General features: G+C 46.3%; 24 protein-coding genes. 7 read left to right on the plus strand and 17 right to left on the minus strand.

Annotated elements, in window-relative coordinates:
- A complete protein-coding gene (locus JW968_05095) occupies positions 1 to 612 on the plus strand; it encodes a hypothetical protein (GenBank protein ID MBN1386319.1) in 612 nt (203 codons plus the stop codon).
- 254 nt (positions 613 to 866) lie between these two features.
- On the opposite strand, the gene JW968_05100 is transcribed toward JW968_05095, so the two are convergent.
- Both JW968_05100 and JW968_05105 read right to left on the minus strand, forming a co-directional pair.
- A complete protein-coding gene (locus tag JW968_05100) occupies positions 867 to 1,613 on the minus strand; it encodes a hypothetical protein (GenBank protein MBN1386320.1) in 747 nt (248 codons plus the stop codon).
- A 1-nt stretch (position 1,614) separates the two neighbouring features.
- Entirely contained in the window at positions 1,615 to 2,073 is a 459-nt protein-coding gene (locus JW968_05105) for a hypothetical protein (protein MBN1386321.1), read from the minus strand.
- A gap of 461 nt (positions 2,074 to 2,534) precedes the next feature.
- Here JW968_05105 and JW968_05110 point away from each other — a divergent pair, with 461 nt between their 5' ends.
- Positions 2,535 to 4,853 (plus strand): type II/IV secretion system ATPase subunit, encoded by a 2,319-nt coding sequence (locus tag JW968_05110; protein MBN1386322.1) that lies wholly within the window; start codon positions 2,535 to 2,537, stop codon positions 4,851 to 4,853.
- Between the two features lie 6 nt (positions 4,854 to 4,859).
- Here the strand turns inward: JW968_05110 and JW968_05115 are convergent, their stop codons facing one another.
- From JW968_05115 to JW968_05125, 3 genes are all read right to left on the minus strand, one after another.
- Complete coding sequence (locus JW968_05115; protein MBN1386323.1) at positions 4,860 to 5,459, minus strand: hypothetical protein; 600 nt, start codon at positions 5,457 to 5,459, stop codon at positions 4,860 to 4,862.
- Between the two features lie 4 nt (positions 5,460 to 5,463).
- The gene (locus JW968_05120) at positions 5,464 to 5,850 is read right to left on the minus strand and encodes a hypothetical protein (GenBank protein MBN1386324.1); all 387 of its coding nucleotides are present in this window, start codon (positions 5,848 to 5,850) and stop codon (positions 5,464 to 5,466) included.
- 116 nt (positions 5,851 to 5,966) lie between these two features.
- Positions 5,967 to 8,138 carry a hypothetical protein gene (locus JW968_05125; GenBank protein ID MBN1386325.1) on the minus strand — a complete coding sequence of 724 codons (2,172 nt, stop codon included), beginning with the start codon at positions 8,136 to 8,138 and terminating at the stop codon, positions 5,967 to 5,969.
- Positions 8,139 to 8,450: 312 nt separating this feature from the next.
- Between JW968_05125 and JW968_05130 the strand changes: the two genes are divergently transcribed.
- Together JW968_05130 and JW968_05135 are read left to right on the plus strand one after the other, a co-directional pair.
- Complete coding sequence (locus JW968_05130) at positions 8,451 to 9,002, plus strand: hypothetical protein (GenBank protein ID MBN1386326.1); 552 nt, start codon at positions 8,451 to 8,453, stop codon at positions 9,000 to 9,002.
- 55 nt (positions 9,003 to 9,057) lie between these two features.
- A complete protein-coding gene (locus JW968_05135) occupies positions 9,058 to 10,887 on the plus strand; it encodes a hypothetical protein (GenBank protein MBN1386327.1) in 1,830 nt (609 codons plus the stop codon).
- Positions 10,888 to 10,940: 53 nt separating this feature from the next.
- Here the strand turns inward: JW968_05135 and JW968_05140 are convergent, their stop codons facing one another.
- The 6 genes from JW968_05140 to JW968_05165 form a co-directional block, all read right to left on the minus strand.
- Positions 10,941 to 11,426 (minus strand): hypothetical protein, encoded by a 486-nt coding sequence (locus JW968_05140; protein ID MBN1386328.1) that lies wholly within the window; start codon positions 11,424 to 11,426, stop codon positions 10,941 to 10,943.
- Positions 11,426 to 11,869, minus strand: coding sequence for a hypothetical protein (locus JW968_05145; protein ID MBN1386329.1), 444 nt, complete (start codon positions 11,867 to 11,869; stop codon positions 11,426 to 11,428). Before JW968_05145 ends, JW968_05140 begins: the two co-directional genes overlap by 1 nt.
- Positions 11,866 to 12,291, minus strand: coding sequence for a hypothetical protein (locus JW968_05150; protein ID MBN1386330.1), 426 nt, complete (start codon positions 12,289 to 12,291; stop codon positions 11,866 to 11,868). The genes JW968_05145 and JW968_05150 overlap by 4 nt, the downstream gene beginning before the upstream one ends.
- A 42-nt stretch (positions 12,292 to 12,333) precedes the next feature.
- Positions 12,334 to 14,385: a hypothetical protein gene (locus JW968_05155; protein ID MBN1386331.1), complete on the minus strand. Its 2,052-nt coding sequence runs from the start codon at positions 14,383 to 14,385 to the stop codon at positions 12,334 to 12,336.
- Entirely contained in the window at positions 14,382 to 15,872 is a 1,491-nt protein-coding gene (locus tag JW968_05160) for a hypothetical protein (protein ID MBN1386332.1), read from the minus strand. The genes JW968_05155 and JW968_05160 overlap by 4 nt, the downstream gene beginning before the upstream one ends.
- A gap of 432 nt (positions 15,873 to 16,304) precedes the next feature.
- A complete protein-coding gene (locus tag JW968_05165; protein ID MBN1386333.1) occupies positions 16,305 to 17,159 on the minus strand; it encodes a CPBP family intramembrane metalloprotease in 855 nt (284 codons plus the stop codon).
- A 145-nt stretch (positions 17,160 to 17,304) separates the two neighbouring features.
- On the opposite strand from JW968_05165, the gene JW968_05170 reads away from it, so the two are divergent.
- Positions 17,305 to 17,862: a hypothetical protein gene (locus JW968_05170; GenBank protein ID MBN1386334.1), complete on the plus strand. Its 558-nt coding sequence runs from the start codon at positions 17,305 to 17,307 to the stop codon at positions 17,860 to 17,862.
- A 26-nt stretch (positions 17,863 to 17,888) separates the two neighbouring features.
- On the opposite strand, the gene JW968_05175 is transcribed toward JW968_05170, so the two are convergent.
- From JW968_05175 to JW968_05195, 5 genes are read right to left on the minus strand one after another with little or no spacing between them, the layout of a single operon-like run.
- The gene (locus tag JW968_05175) at positions 17,889 to 18,887 is read right to left on the minus strand and encodes a hypothetical protein (GenBank protein ID MBN1386335.1); all 999 of its coding nucleotides are present in this window, start codon (positions 18,885 to 18,887) and stop codon (positions 17,889 to 17,891) included.
- Positions 18,884 to 19,381, minus strand: a complete 498-nt coding sequence (locus JW968_05180) for a hypothetical protein (protein ID MBN1386336.1) — start codon at positions 19,379 to 19,381, stop codon at positions 18,884 to 18,886. The genes JW968_05175 and JW968_05180 overlap by 4 nt, the downstream gene beginning before the upstream one ends.
- Positions 19,368 to 20,084, minus strand: coding sequence for a hypothetical protein (locus JW968_05185; GenBank protein MBN1386337.1), 717 nt, complete (start codon positions 20,082 to 20,084; stop codon positions 19,368 to 19,370). The genes JW968_05180 and JW968_05185 overlap by 14 nt, the downstream gene beginning before the upstream one ends.
- Positions 20,085 to 20,106: 22 nt before the next feature.
- A complete protein-coding gene (locus JW968_05190) occupies positions 20,107 to 21,066 on the minus strand; it encodes a hypothetical protein (protein ID MBN1386338.1) in 960 nt (319 codons plus the stop codon).
- The gene (locus tag JW968_05195) at positions 21,057 to 23,378 is read right to left on the minus strand and encodes a hypothetical protein (GenBank protein ID MBN1386339.1); all 2,322 of its coding nucleotides are present in this window, start codon (positions 23,376 to 23,378) and stop codon (positions 21,057 to 21,059) included. Before JW968_05195 ends, JW968_05190 begins: the two co-directional genes overlap by 10 nt.
- A 239-nt stretch (positions 23,379 to 23,617) precedes the next feature.
- Here JW968_05195 and JW968_05200 point away from each other — a divergent pair, with 239 nt between their 5' ends.
- The gene (locus JW968_05200) at positions 23,618 to 25,753 is read left to right on the plus strand and encodes a hypothetical protein (protein ID MBN1386340.1); all 2,136 of its coding nucleotides are present in this window, start codon (positions 23,618 to 23,620) and stop codon (positions 25,751 to 25,753) included.
- 8 nt (positions 25,754 to 25,761) lie between these two features.
- Positions 25,762 to 26,220 carry a hypothetical protein gene (locus tag JW968_05205; protein ID MBN1386341.1) on the plus strand — a complete coding sequence of 153 codons (459 nt, stop codon included), beginning with the start codon at positions 25,762 to 25,764 and terminating at the stop codon, positions 26,218 to 26,220.
- Positions 26,221 to 26,363: 143 nt separating this feature from the next.
- Here the strand turns inward: JW968_05205 and JW968_05210 are convergent, their stop codons facing one another.
- Complete coding sequence (locus tag JW968_05210) at positions 26,364 to 26,741, minus strand: hypothetical protein (GenBank protein MBN1386342.1); 378 nt, start codon at positions 26,739 to 26,741, stop codon at positions 26,364 to 26,366.
- Between the last annotated feature and the right edge of the window lie 149 nt (positions 26,742 to 26,890).

Consider the following 26,890-nt stretch of genomic DNA (forward strand, 5'->3'; position numbering starts at 1 on the left):
ATGGCTACAATCCTTGACCTGGGATTCCTGGCAAACTTTTCATTCATCTTCACATTCTTATTAGTGTTTGCCATAGTGTTCGCAATCCTGGAAAAGGCACAGCTTCTCGGAAAGAACCGAGGCCTGAATGCAATAATCGCGCTTGTGGTGGGTTTCCTGGTGCTGCTCTCCGACAATGTACGCGCAGTCATAGAAATAGCTGCACCATGGTTTGTCCTGCTGATGCTCTTCATAATGTTCATCCTCCTCGCATTCAATGTATTTGGAGCAGACACAGGCAATTTCATGAGCGTACTGGTGAATCCAGAGCACAAGCACATAGTCTACTGGATTGTTGCACTGGCAATAATCATAATAATGTTCTCGCTGAGCCAAGTGATCGGACAGGATGTAGGGCCATTCCTCGACGAAGAGGGGCATCCTGTAGACAATGCAGACTGGAACAGGACATTGACAGCAGGAGAGAGGGCAGGCGGCGGGACAAGCACAGCAACAAGCGACTTCAACCAGAACCTCGGCGCGACAATATTCCATCCAAAGATATTAGGGATGATCCTCATCCTGCTGATAGCCTCATTCGCGATAAGGATGCTGTCACAAGTAAGCAAGTAAAGTCCTATCATAGACTGAACAGAATATGTTTCTTGGAAAAGCAATCAGAATGATCTGTTCTACGCCCCACATACTTTGCTTGTGTGCCCAGATGGAAAATCCAAGAATTTCTGACCGGATTCGCAGAGCAAATCCTGATAAGAAATTTCTTCTCTCTTGAATTTTCAAGCTACATTAAAGGGCATTGCAAAGAAGCAGCAAGTCAGATATCAGTCAAAAAGTAATTTTCAGAACAAAAAAAAAACTAAGAAAAATCATCTCTTTGTCTTGAGATCCTTGGATATCCTTGCCAGCTCATTGACGTTCTCAGTCATGGTCGGGATTATCTTCTGGAAAACCTTCTCCATGGCCTTTATTTCAGTGCCTACCTCAGTCAGGTTCTTGTCATACTCGCCGACCTTCTCAAGCACAGCAGTATGAAGCTTGTCGAAATTTCCCTTGAGATCCTGGAGGAGCTGCTCCATCTGGGCAAGCCTTGCATCAGTCCTCTCCTTCCACTCGATAATCTTCTCGACGCTCTTGATCAGCTCATTCCATTTCTCATCTACAATAGCCTCGGCAATCTCCTCTATCCTCTCCCTGCTCCCGGAAGTCTCCATCCCCATGTCAGGAGGCGGCATCCCTGAAGGTGGCATCATGTGCTGGGGCATCTGCATAGGCCCCTGCGGACCCTGAGGCATCTGCATATCCTGCTGGTTCTGTTGAAACGGAAACTGTCTAGGCGGCGGCATCCCCGGAGGCGCCTGCATTCCCATATTCGGCATATTATCACCCTTTTCCAGAGGGACCTTCTCCATCCCTCCCTTAAGATCTGCCTGTGTCATGGCATCAAATATCTCATGAAGCTCAAAGCCATCACGCTGAAGGTTCTGAGTGATCTGATTATTGGACAAGCCCTGCTGCCTCATGGCCAGCACCTGAGTGACAGGAGGGCCTCTAGGCCGCGGCATCCTCTGCGGCTGCTGAGGTCCCTGCTTCTTGAACATATCAGTGAATCCCATCTTACTTATTCAGCTTCTCATCAACAATACGCCTGACAATCCTCTCAACCTCTGACTGTGTCACAAAATTAATAGGCTCCCATAAATTTATGTACTTCTGCAAGGTGTTGACCTCATCCTTTGTGGAAGTCATCTTGAGCTCCTTGATGATCAGCCTGACCTTATCCTTGATATCATCAATCTCCCGATGCATCTCATTTATTGTGTTATTTGAGAGCTGGACCTCAGTGTTGACCCTCTTGAAGCTCTGAAGCATGTTCTGATCAGAAACCTGCACCTTGCGCCTCATGTTCGTATAGCGCTCCTCGATGACCCTCAGGCGCCTGCTGAGGTTATTGACCTCATTGGCCATCTCGGTGAACTTGTCAACACCACCGACATGCTTCTGCTGCCCAAGAAACATGGGCTGGTCCCCCTGCTGCGGCTGGGGCGCCTGCGGCTTCTTATCAAGACCTAACATTGTATCACCAAGTTTGTTATCAATAAAACCATATCCTGTTGATAATCAATATTTATCGTCACATATATAAATATAATCATTAAAAAAAGCATACATAACAGGCGGGAAACACTATAAAATATATGGAATATGTATGTAACCATAGCCAAGTAGTATATCCGATGATCCGAGAACTGACCATATGCCTGACATCTTCAAAACTCAACATATCACAACCAAAATATGATAACCAGATATGATAACCAATGATAACAAGAGCTGCTTAGCGGGTGTGAAAAGGCCGCACTGCACCTGAGGGCTGTGATCCGGAGCCGAGCCAAAAAGATATGAGCCACAAAATCCATAAAACCTGGCCGGCCATCCCCACAAGAAGCAGAATCTGCCAATTATCAGGGTTCTGACCCTTTGTATACAGGACAAATACCAAAAAAATATTAAACAAAAGAGCATTAGAGAGAACAATGGCACTATTCGAGAAGCAAAAAGAGGAGTTCAGCTATGAGATAATAAGAGAAGGAGAAGACAACATACTGAAGATAGACTGTGAAAACCTCAGCATATCACCGAGCATAGAAGATTCTCCGATAGTCATGGCAAAGACCATGGAGAGACTCATAGAAGTCTCTGATGTCACAAAGATCGTATTCTCACAGAAAAGGGACTATGAATATGACTACACCCAGACCCTGATGCTCCAGGAGATAGCGAAGATATACAACAGCCTGGTCAAGCAGAAACAGCTCTTCAGCTACCACGCGATGCACTATGGCGGGGAGTCGCCAAGAGAGCTGGATGAAAGGTACACCGAGATGCAGAGGATAATATTCCATCTGCTGAAAAGCGACCCACTCGGAGCATATGTCGAGCTGAAAAGAGCCCTCCGAAGGGAAGAGATAAAGATGGAGAAGCTGGTGGATCCGAGAGCACTGGACTCAGAGAAAAAATACCTGGCGCTCATAAACCAGCTGATAGGGCTGCTCGACAAGACAAAGATGATCATAATAACAAAGCCATACCTCCCAGGCTATGTGATAGGCAACAGGGACCAGTACAGGAAGATATTCACGCCGACAATAAAGCCGGACTTCATGTTCACAAAGCTCATGGCAAACTATCCGGCAAACGGGGAGGAGATAGACAACTACACAGTCGGATTCGACACAGAGATCACAATCTTCAAGTTCCCGGACTCTGTACAATACCTCTATCACATGGTGCCCCCAGAGTTCAAGCTGTCAGAAGAGAAATACGAGATACTCGACATGGCAAGGAGGATAATGGCAGAGCATAAGCCGAAGAAATCAGAATTCGTGGATCCGCAGAGGATGAGACAGGTCTTCCTGAATGTAGGCATGGACCTCCTCGAAGAGCTCGTCAACTACAGGAATGTGGAGATGAGCCAGGACGAGATAAAAGAGCTCGGAAACATCCTCGTCAGATACACGGTCGGCTTCGGCCTGATAGAAGTCCTGCTGTCTGATGAGAAGATCCAGGACATCTCAATAAACTCGCCGATGGGCCAGATACCCATATTCCTGGTGCACGCAGACTTCGACGACTGCAAGACAAACATCATACCTACGACAAGCGAAGCAGAATCATGGGCATCCAAGCTCAGGATGATATCCGGAAGGCCCCTCGACGAGGCAAACCCCATCCTTGACACAGAACTCGAGCTGCCAGGGGCCAGCACAAGGGTGGCAGTCATCTCGCCTCCCCTGAACCCCACAGGGCTCGCATACTCATTCAGGCGACACAGGGACAGGCCATGGACACTGCCCCTCTTCATGAAAACCAAGATGATCACACCGCTCGCAGGAGGACTGCTATCCTTCCTCATAGACGGGACAAGAACAATGCTCATATGCGGGACAAGGAGCTCTGGAAAATCATCGTTCCTCAGCGCACTCCTGGTAGAGATAATGAGGAGATACAGGATAATCACAATAGAGGACACGCTCGAGCTTCCGACAGGATCGCTCAGGAAGCTCGGATTCAACATACAGCCCATGAAAGTCGCGTCAGCATTGTCAAAATCAACAGGAGAACTCACAGCAACAGACGGCATAAGAGCAACACTCAGGCTTGGAGACAGCGCACTGATCGTCGGAGAGGTCAGGAGCAAGGAAGCGATTGCACTCTATGAAGCCATGAGGGTGGGGGCAGCAGCAAACACAGTAGCAGGGACGATCCATGGAGATTCACCCTATGGGATATATGACAGGGTGGTCAATGACATCGGGGTGCCGAAGACAAGCTTCAAGGCGACAGACATCTGCATAATCGCGACACCTATCAAGACAGCAGACGGACTGCACAAGTACAGGAGAGTCACACAGATAACTGAAGTCGGCAAGCTATGGGAAGATGATCCCCTCACTGAAAATGCTTTCAGGGACCTAATGAAATACAACGCGAAGACAGACCAGATAGAGCCCACTGACGACCTGATAACAGGGGAGAGCGAGATACTCAAGACTATCGCAGGAAACATAAAGGACTTTGCAGGAGACTGGGATGCAGTCTGGCACAACATACTGCTCAGGTCAAAATGCAAAGAGACGCAGTGGAAGATGGCAGACAAAGTCGGGGATCAGGAACTGCTTGAAGCGCCATTCACAATACAATGCAATGACAAGATGCATGTGCTGACAGAAGTCATAAAGGAAGAGACAGGAACAATAAATCCCAAAAGGATATATGAGGAGTGGGAGCTCTGGCTGAAGCGCGAGATACGCAAGAGAGAGATGCAGAAAGGGGATGTGAAACTGGCCCTATGAGAAAAATCAGGAGACCAGGATCACAGATCCGTTATATTCTATAAGTATGTTCGACCTGCCCTTGACAGTAATATCATCATAAGGGAAATCCAGCCTGTTCTCAGTGCCGCAATCTGGGTTAACATCATTATCAGGCAAGATGTCACAAAGGCCGTTCTCGAGAAGGATATTCGCCACATCCTCCTCCTTCACAGTGACTTCAGGCATGCTTGCAGGAGTGGTCAGCTCATAACACAGCAGAGGCTTTGTAAGACGGCCATACTCTGTCTCTTTCCAACAGGCAAAAGCATATGCGGTTATGCTGAGATTTACAAGGCTTTTCAAGTCTCCGCCTGAGCCTCCGCCAAATGTGGAGTTTGTTATCAGATCGACACGCAAGACCTGCTCCTCGACGCAATAGCTCTTATCCACCCTCAGGCCCTTTGGCACAAAAGTCGCTGAATAGACATGATAGAAAGTCTTGCAGTAGAGGGACTTAGAGAAACCAGGAAGCTTTGTAGCAAACAGGCCGACAAGCATAGCAACAGATATCACTGCGACAAAAAGGACCAGCATGAGACCTATCGAGATATCCGCCTTCCTTGACCTTGACATCGCCACATCCATCACCTCAATCTATCCTGACAACACGACAGATATTCCTGTCGCTCCTGAACTTAAGCTCATGCACGCCGACTGCGAGCTCCTCTGAAACATTGATGTCCTTATTGATGAGATAAATCCTCTCATTGATGATATCCTCATCCAGGGGCCCGCCCTCCAGGGTGACCTTCAGGATGTAACAATCGCGATTCATGTCCCTCTCCTCAAGGCACCTGCTGCAAAGAGTGACAATCGCATTCGCGACATGCTCAGGGCTGCCTTCAAACTCCTGGAACTGCTGGTCAGTGCCTATACCGGATGTGCTGTTCACAGCCTTCCTGACAAAACCCAGGGTCATCACAATCACTACAAGGGCGACAACAACCATCCCGTACTTGAAAAATATATCCATCATCTGAACCACCTAACCATAAAACACCATATCCTGCATGAGCGTCTTAGCTGAACCCGACTGAACCAAAGCGAAACCTAACTGGACCTGACCAAAACCAAACTGAACCTGAGCGAAACCTAACTGAAACCGGTAGAGGATATGCCCTGCTGCACAAGATTATTCAGGGCGAAAACACCCACCACAGTCACAATCACAAAAACTATTATTGCAAACAGCAGATTGCGCGCAATCATGCCATCACGCGATATCTTGTCAAAACCATTCTCCACACCATTCGCAAGGATCGACAGGAGGATGACAGTCTCGACCATGTATATGCCGACAAGCACCTGAAAGATTGTCGGCGGGGTTATCTTCGCAAAATTGATGAAATCACCAAAAAAATCCCCTGAAGCAGAATCAAGACCCCCTGTATTGAGCTGGAGAGCATTCATTATCTGGGTTATCTGGCTTGAGATCTGGTAAAGAGTCTGCACTATTATCAGGGTGAGAGATCCGACAAGACCAGCAATGAAGGGAGCCAGGAACTTGGCCTGCATCTTGATGCTGTTGACAGTCTCATTCAGCAAATCATATATCAAACCGCGCACCTTCTTCACATTATCCAGATATATGGAGATCTTTGTCAGGATGTTATAAAGGACCTTAGCCCCTTTCTTAGAACCCTCGACAATTATCCACGCGACCTCCTTGAGCAGAACACTCGGGAAACGCTGTATTATGCCGTACTTCGTGTCGAAAATGGCCTGCGAAAAAGTGACGCCTTCATCCTGCATCCTATCCCTGACTGCCAAGAAGAAATCGAAAATCTTCTTCTTCTTCATGTTCAGTATCTCAAACTGGTTCACAAAATTCTCGATAGCCTGCTCAATAGGTATCTCCTCAGTGAACTGGTTACTCATCTGAAAGAGGGAATCCCCCAGATCCTCCTCAATCTCTACGATATCCTGCCTTATCTGCAGAATCTGCGTGCTCTTCATGTAATGATATATCGCGATCCCGATGCCTAGACCGACAGGAATCGTAATAGTGAGGAACATGGCCATCATCTTATACTCCCCCTCCGGAATGACGTTAGTCATGCCCTGCGCAGCAGCAGCCTTGGACTCCAGGTAAGAAGGGATTGTCTTGAAGATGAAATGATAAAGGCCCGGGATCATGATGACAATGCCTGTGGTTACAGCGACCATCTTTATGGGGATATAATAAATCGTATCCTTCACCTTCAGGATGAACTTCCCCTTAGGCGGAACATAAGGGTTCCTGGAAAGGTCAGGAAATGAAAAAGCGCCCGGCCTCTTTGCGATAAGCCTTCTGGTGAAAAAGAAAAGAATCATCGGCAGGACCACGATATAACCGAAGAAGAGATGGGTCACATTGATGGAATCAGCCATGAATATGCTCATCAAGGGAAATGCAATAAGCCCGATCAAAGGGAGCATCATGCCGAAAGTGTGAAGCACAGTCACAGGCGTCTTGAGATTATATGCATAGATCTTCATCTTCTCATAGGTCGCATCAAGTATTGTGCTCAGGGACTTATCAAGGATCCTGGTCTGGTTCTCCTTGTCTGTCTGGGCAAGGACAGAATACAGAGTCATCATGGACTTGACAAAATCCGGGTTCCTCTTGATCCACAGCCCAACGAAAAAGTTTATCCCGCCCTCAATGGAATTTATCTTCTCCATATCAAGCATCCAGAGCACTGTCTTAAGGTCCCTGCCGAGAGGGCCGCTGAGATGCTGGGTTGAGAAGAACATGGCATTCTCGAGAATCGGATTGACCCTCATATAGATGGTCATATAAAGGATCGCCAGCAGGGATTCCTGCTGAGCAGCAATCTTGGTGATCTCGGCCATGTAATCAACATAAGTGTAGACGACAAAAGAGATGAAAAGGCCGGAAGCAAAGACAAAGAATGAAAAGCTTGTGAATTTCAGGGCATAGAACGGGACAGCAGCAACAGAGAAAACAAGCACGGTGAGGATCGATGCAGAGATGATGGATTCAGGCTCGATATTCAGGCCCGCGACCTTTATCTGATCCCTGAAATCATTATACATCTTCTCATTTATCAGCTTCTTTACAAAATTCATATACCTCAGGGAAAAATTGCAGTACTTCTCAAAGAAAGAGGAAAGGATAAACTCGTCAAGCCTCTCCCTCCTGAACTCCTTATAGGTCCCTGTGAAGGTCTCCTGCATGTTGGAACTATCCTGCGGTAGTGATTTAGAAAGCTTATTGGCTACATCACCCTTTATAGTGTCAAAAGAAGGATATTCAGGCATTATTTTCCCCTTTTTATTGAAATTCCCTTACAGGCGCAATAACTGACAATCTCTTCAGGCTTATTCATTCTTATTCATCAAAATTATCAAGAGCCAAGGCTGCAAATTATATAAATGTATCGACAAAACCTGCAAAAGCAAAAAATCACAAAAATGCACTTAATAGCCCCAGAAACATGATTAACCAGGTTTTAACCAAAATCAGGGCTTTCAAAAAATTTAAATACTAGCTTAAATATGTTACCAATAAATAATGATTCAATAATTATCTACGGTGGTAATATGACAAAAAAGGGTGAAAAGTCACTGCAAATGATATTCGGTTTATTTCTACTGCTGATCATCTCCCTGGTCGTGCTCAACCTCTTCTTCAAGTTCACAGAGAAGAGCAGCACCAAGATGCAGGGCGCATCAACAGAGTACTTCCAGAAAGCAGCCAAGGAACAGGCAATCCAGGACTGCCAGGCCATGTGCGACAATATAAAGGATATCGGAAGCCTCATGAAATTCTGCAAGTCCTACCATTCACTTGACTGGAACTATAACCAGATAGCAAATGACAAGATATCAGAAGGGCTATATGACTTCTGCGAGAACAAGATCCCATGTTTCATACTTGTGGATGACTGCGGACAGACAAGCACACCAGTGGCTGAGCCTTATGACGGAGAAACATGCAGGAATGTCCTCAAAGACTGGGATAACAACAGAGTCCAATGGCTAGTGGATCTTTCATGCGACGGCAATGCAAACGATTTTGAAGGAAGCTGCGGCCTTGACCCGACAAGCAGGGCAAACTGGTATTATAAATACAATTACAGCTGTACATGGGCAAGGGATATACTGGCAAATTCGCCTCAATAAGCTTTTTTATTTCTTATTGACAATATTTATATAAGACAATTCTTTGGGGATATACATGGAATACGCAGAGCTACATTCTAAACTGGAACAGATAAACCAAGTCCAAAATCAGATACTGGAACATGAAAAAGGAAAGCTTCAAAGCATCCAGACTGATGAGCAAAGGACCAAAAGCATGATAGAAGGGAGCAAGCTCAGCCAGAGCCTGGAGAAGACAAAAGAGCAGCTGATAAACAATGCCAGACAGGCAGTGAATGAAGGGAATACCGAAAGCTTAAGCATGATATTCGACCTGCTGATTAAGCTAAACAATGCAGTCCTAGGGATAGTGCAGAAGGAGAAGGGCTTTGAAGCAGCCAAGCAGGCCAACTCCAAATCTAACTTCAGCATAGAGGGCCTTGAGATAGAAGACAACAAGAAAAGCGATAAGATATACCAAGGAATCCTCGAGATGGTCAAGCAGGATCCTGACCTCGGCAGATACATCGAAGAGGGCAGACAGAACCTGGAACAGATCAACCAGCTGCTCGCACAGGAGAAAGGAGTCTTGGAAGATGAGATAAAGCAGATTGCAGTGGCACTGAATGAGCTGGACCAGCTTGAGAAAAACCTCAAAGAGCAGAACAGATGGCTCGAGAAAGCATTCAGGAAGAGATTCCTGGGAAAGACGGAATTCGACCCGAAAGCGAACCACAATGAGATAACAAACAATGTGAGCGCACTGTTCGCACAGGAAGTCGTGGAGAACAACAACATCCTCAGGCAGATATATGCAGGCACGCCAAGAAAGGAGATAAGCCAAAGAATAAAATGGCTAGAGGACAAAGAGATGCAGATTGAGGGGGACATAAACCTTCTGTTCAAGCAGTTCCTTATACCCAAGATGGAATTCCCTTCGGGAAACTACCTGACGCTGACCTGCAGCGTGCCGATGGCCATGGACTCGATCAAGAACAGGGAGATAGAGAGCAGGAGCACAAACACAGGAACAGAGAGGTTCAGGGTCGGGTCAATGCAGATGGACCTCAGATATTTCGCATTCAAGCTGAACACACTACAGATAACATCGATAACCCAGGATAACCAGACCGCATTCCTGTTCCCTCTCGAGAATGTGATGAGGAACAGCTATTTCGTCCACATACCGAGCCTCAATGAGCTGAGGGTATATCTAACACCAGAGAATGACGAGCAGCTGATAATGCAGATAAGGAAAGACATAACCCTGTTCGACAAGATCATAAAGGACATAGACGATGTCTCGCTGGAATGGTTCAGGGAAGCGAAGAAACTGAATGTCGACTTCAAGGTGGAGTGGAATGTCGAAGCCAAGAACATAATACGGCAGGACTTCACCAAGAGATACATAAACGAGCAGTTCGACATCCTCAGGGACAAGGAACACAGCCTATTCGACGCAATAGACTTCATGACAGACGAGGAATGGCTCAGCTCCATATCAGATGCCCAGAAAGCAGAAGTGCTCATCGGCAAGTATGAACCACAGAAGATAAAACCTAGGGATTTCAGGGAACAGCTCCTGAGGCTCAGCAAAGCGGAATTCATACAGGCAGTCATCAAAGCAAAGCAATTCTATGCCAAACTCCTCCAGGATGCAGTGGACTTCCTGAAATCGAGGAACACCATGCAGAGCACCAACAGCGGCATATTCGTTGCACCGAAATCAAAGGTGCTCTTCTGGGAGAAATTCTTCGAAAGAGCCGGGAACAGGCCGAATGTGTTCTATTATGAAGGCGAAGACATAGCTTCAGGGATAAGCCAGTGCTACTCAAAATGCAAGAGCAATGCAACCAACAGGCCGATACCGAAGGCAAGAAGCCTCTATATCTACAACTGCCCAAGCCTGATGCTCCAGAAGCTCTGAACCGACGACATATATCAGAAATATCATAAGACATATCCTGATTTATATCCAACCTAATCAGCATAAACATGCTTCCAGGCTATATCCACATCCTGAATGCCGACCTTCTGGACCTTGAACTCAACAGTGGCTTTCTTGCCCCTGCCGACAGCCTTCTGGATAAGATAGAAAAGAGAATCCTTCCTGGTGAGATCAAGGACAGGCATCGTGGCATTGCACAGGGAGAATTCCTCGCAGATCTCGCCCTCATCCTTTATCGTGATGCAGAAGGTCCTGCCCTCGCCGACCTGGTTCGAGGAATTCTTGGTCGTGATATTGTTCACGATATAAGGGAAAGTATAGACCTTTGTCTCCATGGCATTCCTGCCGCCACGGCAAACATTCTCAGCAGAGGCCTTGACAAGCTGGAAATTCTCGACAACAGCATTGACCTCGACATTATGGGTGTACTTGGAAAGGAGCACATAAGCGCTTGTGAGCACAATTATGCCTATCACCAAGCCCGCGATGGTCCACATCCAAACCTCGACTGATTCCATCAGCCGATCACCAACTTGAAATTTCCAGATTCAACTTCGATGTATATCGCCACATTATCAACATTATTTGTTCCCGAAACAGACAAGTTAGTGCCAGGCACCAAACCAATGGAAGCCAAGCCTTGCTCCACTTCATTTTTATTAATATCACAGGGACCCTTAAGGACATAGCATAGATTGCTGCGCACAAGACCCTGCTGGAACTTAGTCCAGCAAAGCTTGCCATGCTTGATGGCATCATCTGTGCAATCACCACCAGCATCTATCACCTGGGCATCGATCTCAGTCTCATCATCAGAACCCTGAAGCTTCTCCATGAACTTCTTTGTGCCAAAAGCCCAGTTGGAGAGGAGACCGACAACAATGAAAACAGATATTGTGCCGATGAAAATCAAGAAAATATAATTCAGAGACATATCACCCTTCTTATTATCTCTCTTCATGCCAGCATCACCACCAGACCACCGATGTTCCTGAAAACATCAATAACACTGTTTCCGACAATCCTATAAGCGACATACAGCAGTATGAGAACCATCAGGATGATAAGCAGGATCCTGAATGTGCCAGAGACCTTCTCCTCCTGCTTATGATCCTGCATCTCCTGCGTCTTGTCCTGCATGAACCTTGGCTTCTGAGCCTTCTCGGCCTGTCCTGCTTCTGACGATGCCTTTGACTCCATTGCCTTCTTCTGGGCCATGATATCCAATGTCGCCTTATTTATATCCCTGTCAAGGACCTTCTTGACATTACCATACGCATCCTCCTCAAAGATCTGGATTGCAGGATTGCCATCCCTGAAAAGGACTGCCTCCTCAAGTGTCTTGAACTGCTTCCTAGTGCTCATGCCTGAAACTGTGTACATAAAACCTCTTTTTCGATATCGGGTATCATTGAAATCAAAACCTCATGAAACAGTTATGTGGTGGTTCCTGCCGCTGTACTCAATAAGTATATTTCTTGCATCATTTATAGATTTTACTGTCAGCTGGTCCTTTGTGCCGCAGCCAAAGTCAGAATTGGCAATGATATGGCAGAGATTCCTCCTTAACATGAGCTCGCTTATATGGGTCTCGTTTATTGTACCAGTGTATTCATATATGAGAGGGACAGTTATCTCGCTGCATGTCATGTCCTTGACAGCAGTGCCATGATTTGACAGGGTCCAGCACTCCAAGACCTTGTCCAATATCTCTTCCTTGATATCATAATAAGTATAGCTTATGGACAGATTGGAAAGCATGAGATAACCATCATCAGAGGAATCAACCTCAATGAATATCTCACAAGGATCCGATGTGCAGTCATCAATCTGGGACTGGATATCAAGGGTGAGGTCAAATGCCTCAGCCCTGTTGGATTCGTGGAGATTGAAGTTTTTTTCTGGTTGTCCTTTAACCTTAATTGAGCCAGACTGAGGCTGGAGATACCAAATCCTTATCCTGCCAAGAACGAGAGCACCTGTCTCAGCAGAAATCTCAACACTGCAGGAACCGCCTATATCCCCGAGACTGGAATCATCAGCAATCAGGATCCATGGGCCATTGGAAAGATTCAACTCGCCAGACCAGCTCCCGCTGATTATCGATGATCCGCATTTGAACTCAAAATCGATATCACTTGGGAAAGGGATCTCAGTAAGCCTAAGTATATCATCCTGAAGCTTAGCGATGTCAGCAAATCCGCTGAAAAAACCCACACCCACATTTTCAGCAGTGGCAATCTTATCCATCCATTTATATATCCCAGTGTCACATATTCTGCTACCAGCAAAATAATTCCCATCTGCATCATATTCAGGCATACAGTCATTTCTGCCAGACCTGAAAAGCTCAGAATTGTCCACATCATTGCCGAAAATCGGAAGGACATTGAAAGAAAGACCGTTGTTATTATTACCTTCAGCTGCCCCAATAAGCCTATTGACAGCATCACCCTCGGTGCCTGCAGTGCTCGGTTCATCGGCTGTGCCGCAAACACCAGAAACGCATGGCGAACCCACCCACTTCCAGACAGCACCTGTTGGATCAGAATCACTCACAGGGATCACAATCCTTCTTGTCGCAGAATCATCAGACCAGACATCACGATTCATCACAGCAGCGCCTCCAAGAGCCCAGGCCTCCTCGATGCTGTCAAAATTATTGAAATAGACTTTAGAAGTACACTCACAGTTCCATGAACCTTCAATGAGAAGCGTGAGATCTGAGCCGTAAATGCCAGATGCAGTATGCATCTCTTCCGGCTGGATCCAATCATCTATGCAATCCTTTGGGAATGAATTATCCTTCATCCTCAAGTAGTTAGGAAGATTAGACTCCATGGCAAAAACAAGAAAAGTAGAATCAAGGCCAAGATTAAGCAATGATCTCTGGATGCTGTTACGGGAAGCACAAATGCCAACCCACTCATCAGACATGCTGCTTGAGGTGTCGACAACATAAGCGATGTTGAGCGAAGAAGGATAAATTGAGCCAGAAAGCTCAAATTTCGCATCAGTGACTATGGCAGAAGTGGGAAGGGAGGTTATATCTTCTTCATAACTATCATCGTTGAACACAAACTTCTTGTATGTGGAGCCGTCAGTGAAGTTATTAATCATCTGAGGGACAAGGGACAGGGTCATATTAGCATGATTTATCTTTGACATCTGCGGCAGGAAAAAAGAGACATTCCCCTTACCGCTGAACTGCCAGACCTTGGCTTTCCGACCATCTGAAAAATGCACAAGATCAGCAGATCTTGAACCGACAGCATAGACACTCAGGTAATCCTCACATATCGAGCTGTAGCCGCCCATCATCTTCCTGACACCATAAGCGGACTTGCAGTACATCTCCTGAGAGGCGCCAAGCCTATCCCCCAGAAGAGTGAAGACCAAACCTATGCCTACAACAGTTATTACAAGAGAAAAAATAAGAGCGAGCGGTGTCGCTCCTTTACCTGAAAACATCTTCAAGCAGGGGGAATACCTAAACCAGGATCACCGGTACCGCCAGTATCATCACCGCAATCCTCGCCGACACATCCTCCGCCACCGCCACCGCCTGCTCCGCAGGCACAGCACATCTCATTGGGCGGGTCATCCATCTGACCATCACCATCAGCATCAATAGGCGCACAGGGATTATCATCGCAATCCCTTGGATAATCACAGACAGGCACAATCTGGTCATTATCATTATTCAGATTGACATGCACCAGGATCTCCCAAGTCAGAGGAGCAGTATCTGACTCCTCGACCTGCTGCTCATACCTTGAATCAGTGCATCTCACAGCAACCTGATAAGTTATGTTATGATGCTGAGCAAAGGTGCAGCAAGAACCAGACGGGCAGACCGAATCGATGCCAGTGACTGGAGAACCGCAATTATCGGGTGTGGGATTGCCATCAGCATCATAGCAGTTGTTCGCGCAGGAGACACTTGAATTCTCACCCCTCGGAACACCATCATTGCAGGAATCAGTCTCATAATCCCCGACATCAGCTGTGGTGTTCGATACGCTCTCCATATAAGTGCATCCATCTGCAGTCGTGCATTCTGCCTCACACATGATCAGCTCGGAGTCTGTTATCTCACATGCGCCAGAAGCACAAGACCAAGTATATACTTTGACAGGACCAAGACTTGGGCATGGCTTGATATTGCCGTCGCTTTTCAGGCCAGAAGAGACATTCTGGCAAAGGATCTCATATTCACACTGGATATCAGGATCAAGGAACCTTGACTGCAGCTGAGCAGTACAGTATGTAGAGATGTTATCAACTATCTCATCATCCTGCCAAAGAGGAAGAATACAATCTGTAGTGGCGGGACCTCCCACTGCATTGATCAAAGGCATCTTCAGACAGGTTAAACCGGTAAAGCAGTCCTCAGAAGCCCAATCATGGATCACCCTATAAAGGCGCCAGAACCTCCAGTTGTTGACATCCACTGTATCAGAATCCTGGACAGCAGAGATACCCCATGAGGCCTCAAAGCCGTTGTCATACTGACCTAAGCTTGCCAAGACCTCCTCGACATTCACAGTCACATAATCAATATCCTGACCTGCATAGTCAGTGCCAGAGAGCCTCTGGCTGAACTCATTGGTTATCCTCTCCTCTACAATGCTTTTCATATCATAGAAACTTGGAGAAGAAACACCAGCATACCTTATCCAGTATCCTGCATTGCCTGCAATCCCACCGAACTGATAATCAGGATTGCCTGCGATATCATAAGTCGACCCATAGCAGGATGCCATGAAAGCAGCAGCAGCCTCTGCACTGTTTGCAGCTGTTCTCTGCGACTCCTGCATGGACTCCTTGTCCTCAACAATATCAGTCTTGATATCATAATCGCCCTTCTTAACATTTGTCGCAACAAGACCAAAAACAACAATGACAAGAGCCACAATAAACACAATAGTGAAGATAGAAGCCTTTCTTGACAAATCCCGCATGATATCCCTCTTTTTTCGCTTATTTGCTATATAACTAATTTAATTTGCTGCATATAATAATTTATATGGTCCTTTATATAGTCTTTTATATGGTATTACTATATCGTATTACTATAATCAAAAAGCTATCAATATATAAAATAATACCTGCCTTTTTAAAGGTTTTTATTTATCGAGGCACCAGCTATCCAGAAAGCCTGTTCCTCAAGATGCATATTTCATAATCCAGGGCTGGATGATGCCAAGCATGCTGTGACCTACCCAAAAATAAGTCCTGGGATGCGTGCCAAGCAGCAATGCTGAAAATATCTTATCCGGATAAAAATTCAGACAAAGCATAACTACAACCATAACTACAATTTAAACTCAATCAGATAATGCATGGCTGTACCGAATCCATAATACCAAATTTTGGATCATAGGATCATGAAGTCAGGTAAGCAGAAACGGCCAGACCAAAGAGAAGAACAGAAGAATAAGATAATCAAGGAAACCCAGGCCCCTGAACACATTATTGGACATAAGCCCTGATATGCATCTCCAGCCCCTCTTCATGAACACCACAAACAATGCAGCCCAAGCGACCCATAAACAGATTTCCCACAGCAGAAAGCCTTTCACATGAAGTATTATCTGGGTTACAATGATGACATTATTCAGGAGATGGAAGAACAAGGTGGCAAGGATGCTGGAAGTCCTGACAAACAGCACAGTCACAAGGAAAGAGCCGAAGATTATGGATATCACCATAGCAAGAGTATTCTTCCATCCAAGGGCTCCAAGCCAGGTCATATGGAACAGGGAAAAATTCAGAGAGACCGCGATGCACACAACAATCGGGGAATAATGGGCCATAAGTGTTGACTGAATCATGGAGCGCTCAGTAAGCTCTTCCCTGACAACAAAGAATAACATGACTATGAAAAAAGCGAGAATACCGCCGGCAATGCTTGAATCATAATAGTCGAAATCGAACTGCGGGATGATAAGCCTGCCCAGCAGAGCAATAGGGAACAGAAGAGAAAAAAGGACAATCGCATCCATGAAATGGGATGGAAGTGGAGAGACAAAACCTGCTTTCCTGAAACCCATCCTTGAGACCAGTACATAAAGGATGACGACAAGCAATGAAAAAATGAGCGAGTAAATGGCAAAACCAGAGACAAACCCAAGAGAAGGGAGGGAATCCAGAAGAAAATAATGGACATAGGACATGCCCTTGCCCAACAAAGAAGAAAAAAGCAAGACAAGCACCCAATCCAGCCAAAACCTGAAACCCCTCTTCATGACATGCCACGGCATCCCTGATTTTATAAATTTAATGCAGAAAAACCGGGGAATACACAAAAATTCACAGACAATACACCAAAAAATACCAATAAAGCATCCAGAAAGGACAAAAATAATAAAGGAAAGCCCCACAATGCTGAACATGCAAATGAAAATACTGATAGCCATAACAGCTGTGATCATACTCCTGATGCCCACAGCCCTTGCACAGGAAGAATGCGTAGTGAAGCTCGAATCATATATGGCAGGCGCGCTCTCGAGGCTGAAGCTCTCAAAGGACAAGATGTGCTTCAATATGGATGTATGCGGGCTGACAGAAGCAAGAGAATATGACCTGCACCTGATGAAATGCAAGAAAATCCCCATATGGGGATTTGACGAATACAAGACAGAAGGCCAGTTCTCAAGACAGCAACTGGCAAACATGCTTGAGATACCCATAGACAATATCATACTGCTGGATGACCCGAATGAATTCATCCCGACAGGGCCGGTGATCATAGCAAAAAAAGGCGGCAAGTACTATTTCGGCGGAAAGGAGACAGCCATAATCGGGGACCCATGGGCATTCAACAGGCTGATAATGGAATGGTGGTTCTGGGCAGCAATCATCGCAATATCCCTATTCTACTTCGTTCTGTTCCCGAAAATAAAGAAGAAGTGGACAGAATACAAGAGCCAGGAAGACGAGACAATCTGAAACCGACAACCAAAACAATCCCGCCCTCAATCCAGCTTGAATTTCTCAAGAGCGATTACAGCACGCATCGTGGTGAAAGCCTGACCTGAATCCTCAGACGAGCCCACAAAAGGATAGAAGACACCATTGCGCCCCTGCCTGCTGACAAGCAGGTCCTTCATCTGGACAAGATCCTCTTCCGGGACACCGGCATCAAGCAGGACAGCAAGCATGTTCGAGACCATCAGTGTGTTATCCTGCACAGAGGGATTAGAATAATAATTGAAAATATCATCAATGAGCTGCTGCCTCTCTACCTCATACACACTGCCCCCAGCCTCATTGAATATCATGAGAAGATGGAGCATGACACCAGCCTTCTCGAGATCGTCATTATCTGCTGACAGGAATGCATCAACTTCCTTCATCTTTACATCAATCAACTCATCAACAGGGCCTTTCCCAGTCGACTGAAGGAGAAGAATACACCATGACTCATCAGCGATGTTCCTCCACTTATCGACAGAATAATAATCATCCTCCATCCAGTTATCCCCTTGGAGATACCCAAGAACATTCTCGGCAATACCCGGATCAGAATAAAGACACCCGAGGATGCACAAGGTGTCAAGGGCCACGCCTTCCCGGCTCTCAGAAGCAATAACATTGGATATCTTGAGATCCTTCCACACAGGCAGCAGAGCCCTGAGATGGGAATCGGCCTCATCAGTGAGGCCTGATATGGGATTCGACGGATTCTCATTCCTTATCATGACAAGATCGAAATATGCATCAAGCTTCCTGTAAGTCAGGATACAGCCTTCGCCGAAACCAGGTGCACAACTGAGGCGTTCCCCCGGATAGACATACTTGAGATAATCGTCATGGAAGACATAATCCGGATCATGCACTGAAGAAAGATAATCATATGCCTTCTCAAGAGAAGAATCCAGGCCGGCCGGCGGCGTACAGGCCAAGAAAAATACCATAGGTATCAGCACTACAGATATCAGCACCATGGATATCAGCAAGACGAGAGGCCTCATGGCGTGATCCTCACATAAAGCATCCCTTCCCTCCTTTCCTGCATGCAGAAGAGAGGATATGAAAAATCAATGGCCTCATATTCGATATTATCCTGGAGATGGCACCTTGAAAGGAACACAGCTTCAGACTCTATGCAGATCTCCTGGTCAAGCTCCATCTTCCACCTATCCCTGCCGAATACAAGATCGCTCTTGTTCTGTATCGTCTGTATAGCCGGTATGGAGCCGAATTCGTAGTCAGCATTCTCCCCGTGATAACAGGTATAGAAAGAATAAAGCTCTATGAAGGGTATGTCATTCGCGCTGAGACGCGGAACAACAGAATGGGAGACAAGATTGTATATGGAATTATAGCTCCTGACAGTCTTCTCAGTCCTCAGAGCTGTCTGGGACGCAGTGCCAAGACGGTTGAAGAGCACAAAAAGCACAAGAAGAATAATCAGAATCACCATCCCGATATATTCCGCACCCTGGGCTTTCCTAGATAATCTCAAGACCATCACCTGCATGTTTCATCAGCAGCAAATGCTGACCTTTAGACAATGAAAAGGACTTTACCGGGCAGCTGAAATAAGGGGCAAAGCAATTCCCGGCAGAGGGGATCCCGACACACATCCAATTCAGGTCTTGGTCATAGGATATGTCATACCTGAAATCGATGCTGTACCTCACCTCATCCCCTGAAAGGCACGCCTGCTTGATCTTTCCATAAAAGAATGGGAACTCACCGGTATAAACATAAAGATACATGACCCCTGTGCTCACATCAACAAGGCTATAGCGCAGTCCGACAGGGAAAGAATTCGACAGCTTCCTCTCAGCCCACCCAGGATCAGTGTTCTGCAAACCGATAAGCCAGTCCTTCCCCTTCTCTATATCGACAACCTCGATGGAATACATCATCTGATAATTCTCGACACACCAATAATCCTGGTTTATCCTGTCAAGCATATCAAGCTTCCCGACATCAAGGATGCCGACAACAGCACTTGAGCTTGCATTTGCAGTGAAGCTTGCGATGCCGATGCACAGCGGATTCGTGAATATGGACATGACAAGCCTGTATGTCTGGCTGTAGACATCAAAATGCTGCTCCTGCTGAAGAGTGGTGGCCTTGGTGCCGAAAAGGCTGACAATCAGGAAAGAGACGAAGATGACAAGCAGGATGGCGAAAATCACCTTTATCCAGATCTCCATACCCTTCCTTGACCTAAGAAGACTATTTATACTGATCACCCGAATACTGCTGATCGTCCTGACCCTGCCCGTCCTTAGGTGGGTATTGCGGGTACTGAGGATACTGCTGCGACTGGCCATACTGCTGATACTCCTGACCCTGCTGGCCTGCCCGCTGATACTCCTGACCTCCCTGAGGAGGCTGGCCCTTTATCTTCATGTAGAAGAAGAAACCCAGCACGCCGAGCACCAACATTATGATGACGAGAATGATCAGATTCCTCATGCCCGACCTCTTCTCCTCCTCAAACTTCTCGCTGCAATCCTCAGGACAGTTCATGAAATTCTCGCCTGATTCACAGATGCCATTGCCACAGTACTTATCCTGCCGGACAGCATCCTGCTGGACATCACTGCCCTGGCCCTGCGAACCCTGATCCGGCCTGACAGCAGAAGAGCCGCAATCCTGCGGACACGCAGAAGCTGATTCAGAAGCATGGCAGACACCATCACCGCACAAGACAGAAACAGTCTCCTGCCCACAATCTGAGCATGATGATTCCCAAGCATCACATGTGCTGTCCTCATTGCATGTCGCAAATCTTGAAACATCAACTGTCAAAAGAAGATCCTGGCCATTGTAGACCTTCAGCTCCATGCCATTAGGATGATAAGGGCACCTTATGCCTGCAGACACCCTCACTTCAGTAGGAGGAGTGCCGGCTCCGCCATCCTCAGGAGGAACAAACTGCCTTGATATGCCATAAGGATCAGGGAAAAAACCTCTTTCAAGGACAACACCTTTGAAAGATAACAGCTCGAAACGGAATGAGGACTCTTCCTCAGGAGAATAATAACCGGTCACTGCCTCAACCTTATCAGCCTGCCATCCTGAATCAGACTCTGAAATGGAGACGATATACATAACCTTCCTCTCCTGAGAATAGGCACAGGGCAATACCAAGACCAATACAAGCAAGACAAAAAACCTGTTCAGCTCCATTCTTCTGCCTCCGTCAAGATTGTCTCAACACTTATTTCATTGAAATGCTGGCCTGCAATCTCATACATCAGACTCTTCTTAGTGGTCCTGTAAAGATTACTGAAACGGCAGCCAAGATTAAGCTCACAATCACCATACTCATCACACCAAGCCTGAGCATCGGAAGCAGAGCCTTCATAACAGTTAGGGCCCAGACTATCCCATGCATTATTACCTGAAGGATAATCCTCAGGTGGCGTATATAAGTACTCATCATCAAGGCTGAAGGAATGGCCTAGCTCATGACACAATATTCGCCTCGCATTATCAGTAATGACAATCTTGTCATTTGCCACAGAGCCGATGGTACCTTCACGATACCCGCTCCAATCACCTTCATTCAGCAATAAGACAACAGTCTCAAAATCGCCAGGGGGTATTGGACAATTGGTTGTGGCTTCATATCTTGGATTACCAGCATTGCATACCCAGTAATAATTGAAAGAGGGATCCTGAGAACAATTGAAATACGAAAGATCATAGGTCTGGTTCAGATACCAGATATTGAAATTATCTTTAATCTGGCTGAATGGGTTCTCATGACTTACAGCATACCAATAATTATCGACTATTCCTGCGAAACTGCTTAGCTCTCCAGGCCCAAAACCAACTGGAATGAAAACAATATCATACTTATCAGTAGCAGTGCCTCCATCAACATGCTTGATGCAGACAGGGCTTATTATGCATGCAGTGCCATTCCATATCATGTCAGAAGGACAACAATGGCTATTTGAGCAATATCCTAGTGAACATTGGGAATTGCAAGTGCAATTACCAGCCTGCTGGATATTCCCCGGAACACACCCTATCTCAGTGGGATTCTGGGCTTCAGGACAGCAGACATAACCCGGACCTTCGATATAATAACAATCACAGTCATCAGGGGAATTTGTACAGGTCTCAAAATAATAAGGGAGCATATCCTGTCTGCAACTGTTGTCAGATGTGTAATTATAACATAAATCAGAGCTATCATCCCAGTAAGTGCCCTGGGTACAGCAATGCATATCATTCAAGGAATCACCTGTGCAGGTATAAGGGCGCAGGCACTGGGAAGTGCAGATGCATTCCCCACCTTCACCCAGGCTGATAAGGGAAGTATCAGAAACGCAGCCCAGCTCATCAGAATCCTCATGAGCAGGACAGCAGACACCAGCAGAACATTGCACATCCCTTGGGGAATTAAGGCAATTCTCACCAGGCCCATAATTCCCATCCGAATCATCAACACCATCATTGAAATATCTTGTGCAGTTCTCACTGTTGAAAAAAGTTCCTTTAGGACAGCAATGACCCTGGCCCCCTAATTTCGGGAGAGTGCAGTACAGGAAAGAATCACAATCATAATCATCAGTGCAATCAGAGCTGTTCTGGCCGAAGCTTCCTAAAAGACATCCATAAACATCAGCAGTGGGATGGTCAGGCTTGCAGGCCGCTGTGGCGCCATTCAGCAAAGTGCAGTTCCTGCAGTCAGGAGAGTTCTCACAGGTCTCAAATCTTTCAGACTGGCAGATGCCATCATAAGGACAGTCAATGTCATAGAAACCGCAGTCAGGATCACACACGCCATTCTGTCCGAAGCAGTCATTATCGCAGTAGCTGTCATAGATCATGTGGGTGTCAGGATCACAGATGGAATCATTTGACTCAGGGCAGTCAGGATCATAAACCCAGCCATTCTTGAAACTGTTGTAACAGTCAGGATCGCAGATGCCGTCAATGTCGCCGACATCGATGATGTTATTCAGGTTCCTGTCAACACATCTCGAAAGGCAGACATCACGCTCATAAGGCCTGTAACAGGCAGGATCGCAGACCCTCTCAGCAGCGCAACCGAGATCACAGACATCATCAGTTGTGTTGCAGCCAAGCCTGTCTATTATGAAAAGATTGCTGTCCTTGAGAACAATATGGAATGAGGCTGCATCCTTGATGACAGTCGGTATCACATTCAGCTTGGAAACAAAGAAATGCCTGCTGAGAGTTATATCCGCATCAGGAAAATATGCTTCCACCCTGTTGTTCTCGATAGTCATGGTGAATTTCTCAGACCTGGGAAGCTTTATCTCAGTCTGAGTGCCCATCGGAGAGGTCTGGGCACCCTCAATAGAGCTCTTGACTGTGTCCAAGATGCTCTCATAGATGCCAATCTGGATATCCTTTGTCTGGCCAAATATGACATTCCGTATAGCCATCATTATTACAACAGAAATCAAGAGCATTCCAATAAGAAGCACAAAATTCGTCATAGTGGCCCCTTTTTTCTGCATGATGCAACATTTATAAGCGTCATTTATATTTTTTAGGGAAAAAAATGGTCCAAGAGGGTCTGAAAAGACAGCAAAAGAACATTCCGCAAAAGACATTTCATTATTCTCCAATAGTAAGAGAATATGCATCTTCTGACAATCTGCTGTGAATCTGACAATAAAATGCACGATAAATTTATAATAATCAAGCAAATAAAAACAGCCAAGATATTTAAAAAGGGGAGCAGAAGGGGCAGAGAATGACCATTGACAAGAAAGAGATGGAGGATCTCATAAACAAATACAAGAAGAACTTCAATGCCCAGCTCCAGACACCCACACTTGATGAAGACGCACCAAAGGCAGTGACAACACAGGAATACACAGAATTCAAATCACAGTACCTGCCGAAGCACATGACCTTCTATGAGAACGCATGCAGGATAGCTGCCAAAGTGCTCAAGATACAGCCAGATGCAAAGAAGATCCCTGAGCTGAAGAACGCGATCAGGACATGCCATCTCACAGTAACCCCAGAAGGCGTGCAGAGCCTGGCGATACTCGCGCCGCTTGTCATAATATTCTTCGGCGGCATGCTAAGCATACTTATATTCGGAAGCCCATTCCTGCTCTTCGTATCTGTGATAGTCGGCGCGTCTGTCTGGGGCGCATTCACGAAGATGCCATACTTCCTCGCAGACAACTGGAGGCTCCAGGCGAGCAACCAGATGGTGCTCTGCATATTCTATGTGGTGACATACATGAGGCATACGAGCAACCTCGAGCTTGCAGTCGAGTTCGCAGCAAACCACCTGAATCCGCCATTATCCCTCGACCTGAAAAAAGTCCTGTGGGATGTGGAGACACAGGAGTTCGCGACAATAAAAGAGAGCCTTGACTTCTATCTGGACTCATGGAAGCAGTACAACATGGAATTCGTGGAGAGCTTCCACCTGGTCATGTCTTCGCTGTATGAGACAGACGAGGCACGCAGGGTCTCGACACTCGAGAAAGCCCTGTCTGTGATACTAGAAGAGACATATGAAAAGATGCTCCACTACGCATACAATCTCAAGAGTCCGATAACCATGCTCCACATGCTTGGGATAATACTGCCTATCCTCGGCCTTGTCATACTGCCGCTCGTCGTCAGCTTCATGAAGGGCATAACATGGTATCACATAGCTGTGCTCTACAATTTCCTCCTGCCTGCAGGGGTCTATTTCCTCGGCAAGACAATACTATCAAAAAGGCCCACAGGCTACGGAAACAGCGACATAAGCCAGAGCCATCCTGACAAGGACAACCTGAACAAGATCATATTCAACCTCGGGCCGTACAGCATAGCAATCAACCCGGTATTATTCAGCTTCGCGATAGGCATCGCAATGATAATAATCGGATTCAGCCCAGTGATCATGCATGCACTCAAGATGCCTGATGCTACCATACTCGGATTCGAACTCCTCGGATACAGGACAACAGATACAGGTGATGTCATGGGACCATACGGGTTCCTCGCATCGCTGCTGAGCCTCCTGATACCCATGGGGATAGCGCTCCTCTTCGGCCTGAACCTGACACTCAAGACAAAGAAATTCATAAAGATAAGGGAAGAGGCCAAGAAGCTCGAGATAGAGTTCGCATCAGCGCTGTTCCAGCTCGGAAACCGCCTCGGCGACGGGCTTCCGGCTGAGATAGCATTCAGCAAGGTGAGCGACACCATGGTTGGCACGAACAGCGGAAAATTCTTCGACTTCGTATCGCTGAACATACGCAGGCTCGGCATGAGCGTAGAACAGGCAATATTCGACACCCATGAAGGCGCGCTCTCCAAATTCCCGAGCAACATGATAGAGAGCTCGATGAAGGTGCTCACAGAAAGCGTCAAGAAAGGGCCCCTTGTCGCAGCGCAGGCGCTGATGAATGTGTCAGAATACATCAAGGAGATGCACAAGGTAGACGAAAGGCTCAAGGACCTCCTGCAGGACGTCATCTCATCAATGCAGTCGCAGATAAAATTCCTGACACCGACAATAGCAGGCATAGTCATAGGGATAACATCCATGATAACATCAATAATAGGCAAGCTAAGGCTGCAGATGACACAGATAACAGACGAGGCAGCAGTGGGGGCAGGGACATCGCTTGTGCAGATGTTCTCAGAAGGAATCCCGACATACTATTTCCAGATAATCGTCGGAGTCTATGTTGTGCAGATAATCTACATACTCACAGTGCTCGCGAACGGAATAGAGAACGGCTCAGACAAGCTGAATGAGAAATACACAGTAGGGACAAACCTCATGAAAAGCACGATGCTCTACTGCGTGATATCATTCATCATCATGATAATCTTCAACATCATCGCAAACCAGATCATGAAGACATTGTAGGTGAAAAAATGAAATACATAAAAATGATGTACATATTGCCAACACTGATGATCCTTGCAGTAGGATGCACTGAAACAATGACTGACAAAGAGCCCCAACTCCCTGAAAGTTTCACGATAAGCATATTCTCAGACGGGACCAGCAGCGGAGCGACAAGAGAATACAGGGCTGCAACAGCATTTGAAGGCGAGCAGGCGGTGTATGCTAACAGGACTTATTTCAGCAGGGGCTCAGATGGGCAGAACCATTGCCTGCAAGAATATGATATGACTGACAAAATATGGAAAGAGCCTGAATGGGAAGGTGTGTACATAGAAAACCTTGCTCCGGGCGAAGAGCTGCGCAACTGCAACGAATATTCTTATGTTGATAGGACAGCGATAATGGATGCCATCAACACAAAAAATATTGTCAATACAACACCTTATTGCCATAATGTGATCTGCTATGAGATCAGGGAGAACTGATATCCCTTATATGACGGATACTCTGCCCTGATCCGTATGGCACAAGGGAAAATTACAGGGATGAAATATGTTATATCAAATTTGCCTGAATCCTGAAATTTTCCCATCAAATCAACTGGCAAAAGGATGAAGCGAACAAGAACCTATTTCCTCAGCCTTATCGTGAGAAGGATCAGCAGCAGGCTTCCAATAAGAAAAAAAGAAAGGGATGAAGCGAAGCCGATCGTATTTGCAAGGTGCTCTTCCTCTGCATCCTCGAGCTGATAGTATGAATCAAACCCTGCATCCTCCCCGTGATCTGCACCCTTGAATGAGACCTTCTCCTCGTGCACTGTGAATGCTACAACGCTGGTGGAGAGATCCCTCTCAAAACAGATAGCTGAGCTTTGGGGGCTGTGGCTATAGAAGTGGTACAGCTCATGGGAAAGAATGTTGACCTGAAACGAGGCTATCAGCAAGGTCGCTATGAAAAAGGCTACAAAAATGAAGAAAGCAATTTTGTCTATCACCCCTTTTCCCATTGAAACACCTGCAAATGCCGATAATGTCTCCAACCACCCTATCTATATAAGATTTTATTAGGAGTCATTAATGAGCAAACTGAGTTCCTATGCATTGGGGATAGGAGCATATAAACATGGATCTGATCATAAATCGGAAAAAGAAAAAA

It is taken from the genome of Candidatus Woesearchaeota archaeon, from assembly GCA_016928155.1.
In the GTDB taxonomy this organism is placed as follows: domain Archaea; phylum Nanobdellota; class Nanobdellia; order Woesearchaeales; family JAFGLG01; genus JAFGLG01.